This window comes from Nocardiopsis sp. NPDC007018 (assembly GCF_040635075.1).
GTDB lineage: Bacteria > Actinomycetota > Actinomycetes > Streptosporangiales > Streptosporangiaceae > Nocardiopsis.
In genome coordinates this window covers 46,083-57,417 of record NZ_JBEYHA010000026.1, presented here as the reverse complement: position 1 = coordinate 57,417, position 11,335 = coordinate 46,083, and the positions used below count along the sequence as shown (strand labels likewise).

Here is an 11,335-nt window from a genome sequence, read left to right as displayed (position 1 = left end):
CGCGAACACGGGGGAGAAGGGCACGATGAGGGTCGTCAGACAGGTCGCCGACGTCGTCGGCAGGTGGTTCGCGGTCCTGGTGCTCCTCGGGGCCGTGGCCGGGCTTCTCGTTCCGGAACGCACCGCGCTCATCACCCCTCACGTGGCCCTGCTGCTCGGCGTGATCATGTTCTGCATGGGGCTCACCATGCGCCCCCGGGACTTCGCGGTCGTCGCCCAGCACCCCAGGGCGGTCCTGCTCGGCGTTGCCGCCCAGTTCACCGTCATGCCGCTGCTCGGATGGGGCATCGCCCACGCGTTCGGGCTGCCTCCCCTGCTGGTGGTCGGCATGATCCTGGTCGGAGCCGCGCCCGGCGGTACCGCCTCCAACGTGATCGTCTACCTCGCCCGAGGAGACGTGGCCCTGTCGGTCGCGATGACGTCCGTCTCCACCATGCTGGCGCCCTTCCTCACACCGCTGATCGTGCTCGGCCTGGCCGGGTCGACCCTGCCCGTCTCCGCGGGTGACCTGTTCCTGTCCATCCTCCAGGTGGTGCTGCTCCCCGTCGTCGGCGGCCTCCTGCTGCGCCTGTTCGCCGACCGCTACGTGGTCGCGCTCCTGCCCCTGATGCCGCTGGTCTCGGTTACCGGGATCGTCCTGGTGGTCTCCGGCGTGGTCGGCGCCAACGCAGACGCGGTGCTGACCACCGGCCTGCTCCTGGCCCTGGCGGTGATCCTGCACAACTCCCTCGGGCTGCTCCTGGGCTACCTCGTCGGATACTTCGGACGCCTGCCCGACTCCGCCCGCCGCGCGGTCAGCGTGGAGGTGGGGATGCAGAACTCCGGCCTGGCCGCGAGCCTGGCCACCACCCACTTCGAGCCCGTCGCCGCCCTGCCGGGGGCCCTGTTCTCGGTCTGGCACAACCTGTCCGGCGCGGCGGTGGCGACCTACTGGGCCCGGCGCGCCCCCGAGGACGCTCCGGAGCGCGAACCCGCCTGACCGGCGGGGCTTGCACGGTTCCCGGCACGCGTGACAGGCTCGGCCTCCGACATCCCCCACGCCGAGGACGGAACACACGTGGCCGCCCGCAAGAGGAAGCGCCGACCCGGGCGCGGCAGGAACGACATCCGCAGGGGACCCACCCGCGACCCCGGACCCACGGCGAACGTGGGCTGCGTCTTCATGCTGGTCGCCATGCTCGCCATCGGACTGGTCGTCCTCCTGCTGGAGCTGTTCGCCTAGGGGTCGGCGGAGAATCATCCCGATTCTGGTCGGATCGTGCGCAAAGGCGCACATCAGGGTGGCTGTTGCTTCCATCGAAGCGCCGTTTCCACACCTGGTGGACCTGGCCTGAAGCGGACACGGTTCGTGACACGAAGGAGCCGTGTCGGTACGCGGCGACTGCGAGGCTGATCCCATGCGACACTTCGCCCCCTGTTCCGGCCTGCTCGTGCTCGCCCTGCTGTCGACCCCAGCCCAGTTCACCGAACGTCTCGTCGCGTGCGCACCGCCTCCGAACCCGCCGAGCGTCGGTGTGCCCTTCACGTGCTCGGGCCGTCGTCGCGTACCCCGGCCGCGCAGGCCTCCGCGCTGCGGTCGTCCCTGATGGCCACCCGCTCCTCCACCCCTGGACACCGCTGACCCCCGTCGCGGGGCGACGGGGGTGCCAACACGGGAATCTGCGGGAGAAACTCGGGGCTCAAGGACCGGACGGGCCCCGCCTGGCTCGGGGCCCCGCGGGACCCCCGAGCCAACAGGCGTCCCGCGCGTCCCAACCCCCCGCGTCGCTGGAGGCGGCGCGAAGGCTGGGACTTCCCCGAGAATCGCAAGGACTCCCGTGGTTGGAGTACCCCAAGGGTTTCGGACCCCGATCCTGAAGAAAGTCGGAACCGTCTCCGAACCCTGATAACCAAGCACACTGGGGAGAAGGATTCGGAGGTGATCCAGTGAGAAAGGGACGTTTCCAGGGTTTCAACCCGCAGGAGACGACTCCGCCCAAGGACTCCGCCACCCCGGTACCCGTCCCGCCCGACGGGTCCCGGAACGACGATGTGCCCTCCGGCCACGCCGGAGGGCACATCGGTCCGTTCACCCTCAGACGGTCCGAGGGCGCGTCGCGTCTCAGCCCTGAGGAGGGGGAGCGGGGGCTCCGAGCTTCTGCTGGGGGAGCAGGGTGATCACCGCCGCGACGATGAGCGCGAGGCCCGAGATTCCCAACAGGATCGCTCCGAAGCCAGCGGAGGCGTACGCCTCCGAGCTGATCCTCGACGCGTTGCCGAAGCCGTTGAGCATCCCGAACACGCCCGTGACGATGCCCATGACCGCCACGGTGATCAGCGCCCACCGCTGCCCTGTCAGGAGCGACACCACTCCGAAGACGATCACGAAGATGTAGAAGGTGAGCATGAGAACGCCCTCCTCGCCGGGTGCGTCCGGCGAGAAGTAGTTGAAGTGCTCCGTCCTCCCCCCGTAGGAGACCGAGCCGAGAGGCAGGAGCAGCGAGATGATCCCGACCAGCGCGAGCGCGGGGATCGCGAACCGGCACCAGATCGACCAGTGCAGCGTGCCGGACGCCTGACCGGAGCGCTGGCTGACCGTCTGCGCGGCGCTCACGGCGGCGGGCGCGACGGTGTTGGTGAAGTAGGCCTTCGCCCCGTTCGCCAGGTCTTTGGCACCGGCGGCCATCTGCTGAGCGCCCTGGGAGGCCTGCGACGGCTGCCCCTCGGTCTGGGGCGCCCCCTGGGGCGGGGGGCCAGCGGGAGGCTGGGGGCCGTACTGCGGGGGAGGCCCCTGCTGCGGCGCGGCGCCCGGGTGCGTCTGGGGACCCTGGGCGTGCGGCGGGCCCTGCGGGTGGCCTCCGGGAGGGGGCGTGGCCGGGCGGGAGTTCTGCCGGAGGTACGCGGCGAGCTCCGCGTCGCAGTTCGGGTGGTTCAGGATCGACTGCCAAAGGTCCGGACGCGCGGCGGCGACGTGCCGCAGGGTCGTCGCGTCGACGCGCGGGTCAGCCAGTTCCTGCGCGGAATAGCTGGCGGGATCGCGCTGCCCTGGCGGATTCATGGTGCGCTCCTCGGAGATGTGTCACGTGATGCCTGGTGCATCGATTCTTCAAGGTATCACTGACACGTATATCGGATTCGCGATCGGTATCGGGTCGCCGTAATGGCGCGCGGTCGCCGTCATTCGATGGGTGTTCTCCGCGAACAAGGGGCGGCCCCGCCGCTTGCAAGGCGAGGGTGATCCGTGTGTTCTCCCTGCTCGTGCGGAGTGACCTTGAGGTGGTGGAGGGCGTTCGGGCCTTCGCCACCGGGCGTTCGGGGTGTTTCCTCTGCGATACTCCCTTGGGTAGAAGTTCTCTTTCCGGTTCGCGACGAACGGTACGTCACCTCTGGTCAGAGCTTGTTTCCGAGGGAATCGTCCCCGTCCTCGACTTCACTCCTCACGGGTGCCGTGTGACCGAAGTGTGAGAGCACCGTGATTTCGCCCCTGCGCCCGCAGTCACCGGAACGAAATGGCGAAGGGGAGCGTTTCTCGGGGCGGGACCTTGGTCCCTGGACTCGGGGCAATTCGCTACCGGCCGGACGTGTGGGCCCTTGGGAACTTGGGGCCCAGGCGACCTCGTCAGTCCTCCGGGAAACGGTGCCCGAACCACTCCAGGCGTGTGCGCCCCCGGCCCAGCTCCTCCTCTGTGAACAGGGGTGAGAACTCCGTGCGCAACGCCAATGCCTGCGCGGTCAGGTCGAGGCGGCCCCGCTCCCAGAGGTTGGCGCGTCCGTCGGAGACCGCGGGTGGCTTCAGTGGTTTGCGGGCCGTTCCCAGCGGTCCCAGCTCTTGAGATCCCTGAGAACACGGAACCACGGCCTTTTCGACCGCTGCATGTCCGGCTTCGCTAGGGTGTGGGAGCTCGGCACGTCCGTATCGCACGAGAAGAGGTCCTGATTCCGTGGGGCGACGCATCGACTATCTCGACGATCCTGCCGCGCCCGAGCCCAACAGCCTGGTGCCCTCCGCGAACGCGGCGGTGTTCGACGGCGGGGGGGGCGGCTGTTGCTCATTCGGCGGAGCGACAACGGTAACTGGGCTCTGCCGGGCGGGGCCATGGATACGGGGGAACGGCTGGCCGAGTGCGCGGTGCGCGAGACCTTGGAGGAGACCGGTATCCACTGCGAGGTCACCGGGTTCGTGGGGATGTACACCGACCCTGGACACGTCATCTACTACACCAGCGACGGCGAGTGCCGACAGGAGTGTTCCTTCGTGTTCCGAGCTCGTGCCACGGGTGGGCGGCCGACCCCGAGCAGTGAGTCGACACAGGTGGTGTGGGCAGACCCCGAAACCTTGACCGAGTTCGGGATGCATCCATCGATGGCCCTTCGGGTACGGCACGCTTTGAATCGAGTTGAGCCCTACCTGGGGTGATGCGCCAATCGGGTTCCCACATCCGACAACAGGTCCTCGGCCACCCGCTCAGCCCACTCCACCAGCCGCATGCGTCCCACGGTATTCGCTCATGCCGGTGCGGTCCGTGGATGGGGCAGGAGTCGGGGGGGCGAGCACGACCCCCGGGGCCACGCGGCCCGTGAGTCGGCCTGGCCATGGATCTCGCGGGCATCCGCCCACCATCGGTGCGACCGTGGTCGCTCTGGCGACGAGCGGGGGTCTTTCCGGGCTGTGACGTACCCGACGCGCGAAATAGATACACCCGGGGGTATGTTGGGGCCTGTGAGTCGAAAGGGGACCAGATGAAGCCTGAAATGGTGGGCGACGCCATCACGCGCCTCAAGCGGGCCCAGGGGCAGCTCTCCGGGGTCATCTCGATGATGGAGGAGGGGGAGGACTGCACCGCGGTCCTCCAGCAGCTGGCCGCGGTCTCGCGCGCGCTGGACCGGGCCGGGTTCAAGATCGTCGCGAGCGGCATGCGGCACTGCAACACCGCTCGGGAGCGGGGCGAGGAGCCCGAACTCACCGAGGAGGAGCTGGAGAAGCTCTTCCTGGCCCTGGCCTGAGGTCGCGGGCGCTGGATCGCGCCCGGCGCCCCTCTCCGGTCCCGCGTGCGGGGCCGACCCAGGCCCTGCGCATACTCCCCCCAGTATCCATCCCAAGCCGGGACCGAGCCCGACCGGAACCGCGCCGCAGAGCGGCGTCCGGATACTCCCCGGAGTATCTCCCCGGTGCGCGCCCCGGGGCGCGCACACCCGAACCCACCCTCACCACACCCGACACCCTGAGGAGACCCATGAACGACCACGGCATCGACGTCGGAGCCGTCCGCGAACTGACCGGGCGCGAGTCCCGCGCCCTGCTCGTCGACGTACGCACACCCGCGGAGTTCGAGAACGCGCATATCGCCGGAGCCGTCAACCTGCCCCTGGGGCGGGTGGACGCCCACCTGGAACGCATCGTGGCCGAGGCGGGGGGCCGCCTCGTCCTGATCTGCCAGTCGGGCGGCCGGGCGACCCAGTGCCGCGACAAGCTGGCCGCCGCCGGGCTCACCGACACGGTGGTTATGAACGGTGGCATGAACGCCTGGGAGGCGTCGGGGGCGCCGCTCGAACGGGGGCCTCGGCGCTGGGCCCTCGAACGCCAGGTCCGGTTGGTGGCCGGAGGCCTCGTGCTGACCTCGGTGCTCGCCTCCCTGGTCTGGCCGCCCGCCGTGGCGGTCGCCGGTCTGGTGGGGGCGGGCCTGGTCTTCGCGGCCGTCACCGACACCTGCGCCATGGGCATGGCCCTGACCCGCCTGCCCTACAACCAGCCGCGCAACCACGTCGACATCGAGGACTCCCTCGCCCGGATCGGCGCGCGGGGCTAGTCAGGACCGATCCGGGACCGGCGCCGACCACGGCCCATCCCGCCACCCTCGCACCCGTCCTCACCGCAGTCCTCTGATCCCCGGATACTCCCCGGAGTATCCGGGGCGGTGGGCGCACCATCCACCAAGGAGCAGAACATGTTGCTGGAACGCCTCTACGACCACGACCTCGCCCAGGCCAGCTACTTCGTCGGCTGCCAGGCCCGGGGGGAGGCGATCGTGGTCGATCCCCGCCGGGACATCGGCGACTACCTGGAACTGGCCCGCGACCACGGCATGCGGATCGTGGCCGTGACCGAGACGCACATCCACGCGGACTACCTCTCGGGAACCCGCGAGCTCGCGGCCGCCACCGGGGCCGCGGTCTACGTCTCCGGTGAGGGAGGGCACGACTGGCAGTACGGCTTCGCCGCCGAGCGGCTGCGGGACGGCGACACCGTCACCCTCGGCAACATCACGGTCCAGGCCCGGCACACTCCCGGCCACACCCCGGAGCACCTGTCGTTCCTGGTCACCGACGGAGCCTTCAGCGCCGACCCGGGGTACGTGATCACCGGTGACTTCGTCTTCGCCGGAGACCTGGGCCGCCCCGACCTGCTCGACGAGGCGGCGGGGGGCAGCGACACCCGCTTCGAGGGCGCCCGCCAGCTGTTCACCAGTCTGCGCGACGTGTTCCTGACCCTGCCCGACCACGTCCAGGTCCTGCCGGGCCACGGCGCGGGCAGTGCCTGCGGCAAGGCCCTCGGCGCTCTCCCGGGCACGACCGTCGGGTACGAACGGCTCAACGCCTGGTGGTCCGGTTACCTGCGCGAGGACGACATGGCGGGGTTCGTCGAGGAACTGCTCGACGGCCAGCCCGACGCCCACGCCTACTTCGCGCGGATGAAGCGCCAGAACCGGGAGGGCCCCCGGGTCCTGGGCACGCTGTCCTCACCGCCTCCGGTGTCCAACGCGGAGGTCGCGCGTTCCCTGGAGGCGGACGCGGTGGTGTTCGTGGACACCCGATCCCACACCGACGTGCACCGGAGCACCGTCACCGGGGCCCTCAACGTTCCCGGTCCGGCCAAGGCGGCGACCTTCGGCGCCTGGGCCCTCGACCCCGAGTCCGAGACCCGTCCCCTGGTCCTGCTCACCCCGGACGGGGACACCGCGCGCCGGGTGCGCGACCACCTGCTGCGGGTCGGCGTCGACGGGGTGATCGGCTACACCACCTCCCGGGCGGGTCTGCCGGAGAGCGTTCCGCCGCGCCTCACCCCCGAGGAGCTCGACGCCTCCGAGGGCGTCTACCTGCTGGACGTGCGCAACCGGGGCGAGTACGCGGACGGCCACGTCCCCGGCGCGCACCAGCTCAGCGCGGGCCGCGTGCTGTGGAACCTGGACGCGTTGCCCGAGGGTGCCCCGATCGTCAGCTACTGCCAGTCCGGCGCCCGTAGCTCGGTTGCCTCCTCCGCCCTGCGGCGCGCCGGCTACGACGTGGTCGAACTCGACCGCGGATACGGGGAGTGGGCGCGCTGGGCCGAGGGCCGCCGGCCGGGGTTCCGCCCGGTGGGGGTGCGCCCGCCCCCCGGCCCCCCCCCGGCGGGGGTCCCGGCGGTGGCGGTCCGCGACACCGCGGACCGCACCGGGCCGCCGCGCCCACGGGCGCCGACGCACGAAAGAAGAGTCACCATGGAGTTCTCGATCGTCCTCGTCCTGGGTCTCGCCGTCGTGGTGGGGCTGGCGCTCGGCCTGCTCGGAGGCGGTGGTTCCATCCTCATGGTTCCGCTGCTGACCTACGTCGCGGGCATGGAGCCGAAGGAGGCCATCGCGGCGTCCCTGTTCGTCGTGGGGGTCACCTCGCTCGTCAGCGTCGTGGCCCACGCGCGCCGGGGGAACGTGCGCTGGCGGACGGGGCTGGTCTTCGGGGCGGCGGGTATGGCGGGTGCCCTGGGGGGAGGGCTGGTGGGCGGCCACCTGCCGGGGACCCTGCTGATGGTCGCCTTCGCGCTCATGATGGTGGCGACCGCCGTCACCATGATCCGGGGGAGGAGGACGCCCCGGGATGGCGGCAGCGAGCCCGGCCCGCTGCCGCTGCGGCGGATCGTGGTGGACGGCCTGGTGGTCGGCGCGGTCACCGGTCTGGTGGGTGCGGGCGGGGGGTTCCTCGTCGTGCCCGCCCTCGTCCTGCTCGGAGGGCTCGCCATGCCCGTGGCGGTGGGCACCTCCCTGCTGGTGATCACGATGAAGTCCTTCGCCGGTCTCACCGGGTACCTGACCACGGTGAGTTTGGACTGGGGGTTGGTCGCTGCGGTCACCGCCGTCGCGGTGGTCGGCTCGCTCCTCGGAGCACGGTTGACGGATCTGGTGCCGGAGACGGTCCTGCGTCGGGGTTTCGGGATCTTCGTGCTGGTCATGGGGGTCTTCGTGCTCACCCAGGAGTTGCCCGCGCCCTTGGGTCAGGTCGTCGTGGTGGCGGCGGTCGTGGCGGCCTTCCTGGTCCTGGTGTGTCGGCTGGTGGGGGACGCCTGTCCGCTGGTGCTGCGGCCCAGGCCCCAGCCTTGAGCCGCAGCCCCGGGCCCCCGTCTGGCGGACCGGTGGCGCGGCGCCCGTGGACCTATCCGGGCACGGTGCGCCGGGTGCGTTCGACCGCCGCCCCGACGAGTGCCGCGACCAGCGCCAGGGCCGACGGTGCCAGCAGCAGCACCAGGAGCTGGTCGGCGGAGACGGTGGTCTCCAGTGCCGGACCGGCGGCCATCGACACGAGCGCTCCTCCGCCGATGCCCACGGCGGCCGACAGGCCGAGCGCGGTTCCGGCGGCGTCGTCGCGCACCGACATCACGCCCGCGTTCACGACGGGGGTGGTGATCCCGTTGCCGACACCGACGAACGCGCAGGCGGAGAAGAGAACGAGCGGGTGCAGGGGCAGAGCCGTCGCGGCCAGCATCCCGGCCAGGAGCCCCGCGCAGGTCAGCAGACGCGCGACGACCAGGAGGTGCTCGCGCGGCAGGCGGTCGCCGAGAGGCCCGGCGACGAGACCGCCCGCGACGAACCCGGCCGGGACCATCGCCATGTACAGCCCCAGGGCGGTGCCCGAGGCACCGTACTGGTGTTCCATGACCAGGGGAGCGCCGCCCAGGAAGACGTAGAGCGTTCCCATGGAGAACGCCATGCACAGGGAGAGGGTCCAGAAGCTGGCCGAACCCAGGATGTGGGGCAGCGCCCGGCCGAAGCCGGGCCGGTGTGCTCCCGCGTGGGCGGCGGCCTCTCCCACGTGGCGCAGCACCACCACGAGCACGAGCCCTCCGAGCGCCGTCAGCGCGAGGAAGATCGACCGCCACCCGGCGTGCTGGGCCAGGGTGCCGCCCACAACGGTGCCGAGCATCGGGGCGAGCGCCCAGAACATGCCGGCCCGTCCCAACCGCCTCACCGCGTCGTCGGTGTGCGCCGATGCGCGCAGGGCGACCATCGCCACGGGGAAGCAGGCGGCGATCGCCGCCTGGGAAACGCGGCACAGGAGGAACAGTTCGACGGTGGTCGCCAGCGCGCAGCCCAGGGAGGCGAGGACGAAGACCGTGATGGAGACCAGGACGACGCGGCGGCGGCCGTACCGGTCGGCGAGCGCTCCCGAGGTCGCCTCGGCCGCGACGGCGGCGACCGCGTATCCGGCGATGGAGAGATTGACGGTGGCGGCACCGGTTCCGTAGGTGTCGGCGATGTCGGCCAGCGCTGGCAGGTGGGCCGTCACGGGCAGTACCGAGAGCGCGGCGAGCAGGACGAAGAGGGCTGGGCGGGGTGGGGGCGTCGACCCCTGGGTGGGCTTGGGTGCGGACATGCGGCGTTCCTTCTCTCGTTCGCGACGTGCCGTGGAACGCGGGCACCCGACGCGGGGGATGGCTGTCCGCGCGGGGTGTCCGTCACGCGCGAGGTGGGGCGCGCACGCGCGGCCCGTCGAGGGGGCCGCGGGAGGGGCGGGCCGGGGGCGGTGGTGCCCCGCGGGCCGTCCGGGGCCGAAGGAGTCGTGGTCGGACGCTTCCGGTGAAGGGAAGGGAATCTGTCTTCGGGGACAGTTTGTGCTGTTGTCGAAGGACTTCCGACAAGAGAATACCGGAGCTGTTTCAGTAGACCAGTCCAGGATCTGATAAGAGTCTTTCCAGTTTGGGGGGTCGTGTTGCCGATCCGCTGGCAGTACCAGTCATGGAGTCCCAATATGGAACGTGCTTCCAAGGTGAAAACCGGTCTTGACGGACGAATTGGGCGCTGTCTACGCTGCTCGTCAACAGGTAGAGGAAAGACCGAGAATTTCCGAATTCCTGTCGGCGCCGATCTCGCGAACACAGGGAATTGTTCGACCCCCATGGACGCGAACCGAGCCGTCCTGGGCCGGACGCAGGTCCGGGTCCCCCGCTACGACCCCGGCGCGTTCCGGGTGTTCGTGACCCCCAGAAGGGCGAGACCTCATGAAGTTCCGCAAGCTCCGCTCCTCCGCCGCGGTGGCCGCTGCCGCCGCCCTCCTCTTCACCCTCATGCCGGCCGGGACGGCCAACGCCCACGGCTACATCTCCAACCCCCAGAGCCGCCAGGCGCAGTGCGCCGCCGGTGTGGTCTCGTGTGGGCAGATCCAGTGGGAGCCCCAGAGCGTCGAGGGCCCCAAGGGCCTGATGAGCTGTTCCGGCGGCAACTCCCGCTTCGCCGAGCTCGACGACAACAACTACGGCTGGCGGGTCGCGGACGTCGGCACGAACGCGACCTTCAACTGGACGATCACCGCCGCGCACTCCACCTCCACGTGGGAGTACTTCATCAACGGCAACCGCATCGCCAGCTTCAACGACAACGGCGCCCGGCCGCCGTCGAACTTCAGCCACAACGTCAACCTCTCCGGCTACAGCGGTCGGCAGACGGTCCTGGCCCGCTGGAACGTGGCTGACACCGGCAACGCCTTCTACGCCTGCGTCGACGTCAACATCCGTTGATGAGGGTCGTCTGAGCAGCCTCCCGCCCCGGTCCGTGCCTGTCCACGGGCCGGGGCGCACGTGTGTCCGCCGTACCGCCGGGGGCCGGAACGCGGTGTGTGGCCGTCGGCCCGGTCGGCGGCGGGGCGGGGCGGTGGTCGGCCGGTGGCGCGTTCGGGGCCCGTGCGCTCGCGGGCGGACGCGCCGATGTCGGTGGCGTGTGGTTGGCTCTTGCCATGGGTGTTGAGATCGAGCGGTTCCTGCGGTTGGTGCGCGCGCTTCCGGAGTGCGAGGACCAGGACTCCGAGCGCTACACGACGTTCCGGGTGCGAGGCCGCCCCTTCGGGTACCTGTGGCCGCGCACCGCCACGGTGGGGTTGAAGCAGACCCTGATCGAACAGGCGGCACTGGTCGCCGAACGCCCCGAGGTGTTCGAGGAGCAGTTCACGGCCGGAGGGTTCGGCTGGGTGGTGGTCCACCTGGACGGGATCGAGCTGGACGAACTCAGTGAACTCACCCTGGAGGCCTGGCGCCTGACCGCTCCCGAGGAGCTGCTCGCCGCCCCGCCCACCCCGCAGGCCCTGGTGCGGGCCTGAGGCCCCTGTTTCGCGTGTTGGT

At 70.7% G+C, this 11,335-nt stretch carries 10 protein-coding genes and 3 pseudogenes; 9 read left to right on the top strand and 4 right to left on the bottom strand.

The genetic code is table 11. The features are described 5' to 3' along the window. Positions 1–25: 25 nt before the first annotated feature. Complete coding sequence (locus ABZ635_RS16280) at positions 26–979, top strand: bile acid:sodium symporter family protein (RefSeq protein ID WP_357765219.1); 954 nt, start codon at positions 26–28, stop codon at positions 977–979. Between the two features lie 30 nt (positions 980–1,009). Beyond that, entirely contained in the window at positions 1,010–1,222 is a 213-nt protein-coding gene (locus ABZ635_RS16275; RefSeq protein ID WP_357765264.1) for a hypothetical protein, read from the top strand. A 299-nt stretch (positions 1,223–1,521) separates the two neighbouring features. Here the strand turns inward: ABZ635_RS16275 and ABZ635_RS16270 are convergent, their stop codons facing one another. The 3 genes and pseudogenes from ABZ635_RS16270 to ABZ635_RS16260 all read right to left on the bottom strand — a co-directional run. Further along, positions 1,522–1,650, bottom strand: coding sequence for a hypothetical protein (locus tag ABZ635_RS16270; protein ID WP_357765216.1), 129 nt, complete (start codon positions 1,648–1,650; stop codon positions 1,522–1,524). Positions 1,651–2,101: 451 nt separating this feature from the next. After that, positions 2,102–3,037: a hypothetical protein gene (locus tag ABZ635_RS16265; RefSeq protein WP_357765213.1), complete on the bottom strand. Its 936-nt coding sequence runs from the start codon at positions 3,035–3,037 to the stop codon at positions 2,102–2,104. Between the two features lie 561 nt (positions 3,038–3,598). Then, a pseudogene (locus ABZ635_RS16260) lies at positions 3,599–3,808 on the bottom strand (hypothetical protein); the annotation flags it as partial. Between the two features lie 112 nt (positions 3,809–3,920). On the opposite strand from ABZ635_RS16260, the pseudogene ABZ635_RS16255 reads away from it, so the two are divergent. The 5 genes and pseudogenes from ABZ635_RS16255 (at position 3,921) to ABZ635_RS16235 (ending at position 8,327) form a co-directional block, all read left to right on the top strand. Next, positions 3,921–4,396: pseudogene (locus tag ABZ635_RS16255) on the top strand (NUDIX domain-containing protein). 335 nt (positions 4,397–4,731) lie between these two features. Next, positions 4,732–4,983 carry a metal-sensitive transcriptional regulator gene (locus ABZ635_RS16250; RefSeq protein ID WP_067599109.1) on the top strand — a complete coding sequence of 84 codons (252 nt, stop codon included), beginning with the start codon at positions 4,732–4,734 and terminating at the stop codon, positions 4,981–4,983. A gap of 230 nt (positions 4,984–5,213) precedes the next feature. Continuing rightward, positions 5,214–5,786: a rhodanese-like domain-containing protein gene (locus ABZ635_RS16245; protein WP_357765210.1), complete on the top strand. Its 573-nt coding sequence runs from the start codon at positions 5,214–5,216 to the stop codon at positions 5,784–5,786. Positions 5,787–5,924: 138 nt separating this feature from the next. Next, positions 5,925–7,286: pseudogene (locus ABZ635_RS16240) on the top strand (MBL fold metallo-hydrolase); the annotation flags it as partial. A 168-nt stretch (positions 7,287–7,454) separates the two neighbouring features. After that, positions 7,455–8,327 (top strand): sulfite exporter TauE/SafE family protein, encoded by an 873-nt coding sequence (locus tag ABZ635_RS16235; protein ID WP_357765258.1) that lies wholly within the window; start codon positions 7,455–7,457, stop codon positions 8,325–8,327. A 52-nt stretch (positions 8,328–8,379) separates the two neighbouring features. Here ABZ635_RS16235 and ABZ635_RS16230 read toward each other — a convergent pair whose 3' ends face one another. After that, on the bottom strand, positions 8,380–9,597 hold the full coding sequence (locus ABZ635_RS16230; RefSeq protein ID WP_357765208.1) for an MFS transporter: 1,218 nt from the start codon (positions 9,595–9,597) through the stop codon (positions 8,380–8,382). 625 nt (positions 9,598–10,222) lie between these two features. Here ABZ635_RS16230 and ABZ635_RS16225 point away from each other — a divergent pair. Beyond that, positions 10,223–10,738: a lytic polysaccharide monooxygenase auxiliary activity family 9 protein gene (locus tag ABZ635_RS16225; protein WP_357765205.1), complete on the top strand. Its 516-nt coding sequence runs from the start codon at positions 10,223–10,225 to the stop codon at positions 10,736–10,738. A 215-nt stretch (positions 10,739–10,953) separates the two neighbouring features. Then, the gene (locus ABZ635_RS16220; protein WP_357765202.1) at positions 10,954–11,313 is read left to right on the top strand and encodes an MmcQ/YjbR family DNA-binding protein; all 360 of its coding nucleotides are present in this window, start codon (positions 10,954–10,956) and stop codon (positions 11,311–11,313) included. Positions 11,314–11,335 lie beyond the last annotated feature (22 nt).

Coding starts and splice junctions, on each gene's coding strand:
- ABZ635_RS16280 (WP_357765219.1), top strand. CDS start 26: ATGAGGGTCGTCAGACAGGTCGCCGACGTCGTCGGCAGGTGGTTCGCG.
- ABZ635_RS16265 (WP_357765213.1), bottom strand. CDS start 3,037: ATGAATCCGCCAGGGCAGCGCGATCCCGCCAGCTATTCCGCGCAGGAA.
- ABZ635_RS16250 (WP_067599109.1), top strand. CDS start 4,732: ATGGTGGGCGACGCCATCACGCGCCTCAAGCGGGCCCAGGGGCAGCTC.
- ABZ635_RS16245 (WP_357765210.1), top strand. CDS start 5,214: ATGAACGACCACGGCATCGACGTCGGAGCCGTCCGCGAACTGACCGGG.
- ABZ635_RS16235 (WP_357765258.1), top strand. CDS start 7,455: ATGGAGTTCTCGATCGTCCTCGTCCTGGGTCTCGCCGTCGTGGTGGGG.
- ABZ635_RS16230 (WP_357765208.1), bottom strand. CDS start 9,597: ATGTCCGCACCCAAGCCCACCCAGGGGTCGACGCCCCCACCCCGCCCA.
- ABZ635_RS16225 (WP_357765205.1), top strand. CDS start 10,223: ATGAAGTTCCGCAAGCTCCGCTCCTCCGCCGCGGTGGCCGCTGCCGCC.
- ABZ635_RS16220 (WP_357765202.1), top strand. CDS start 10,954: ATGGGTGTTGAGATCGAGCGGTTCCTGCGGTTGGTGCGCGCGCTTCCG.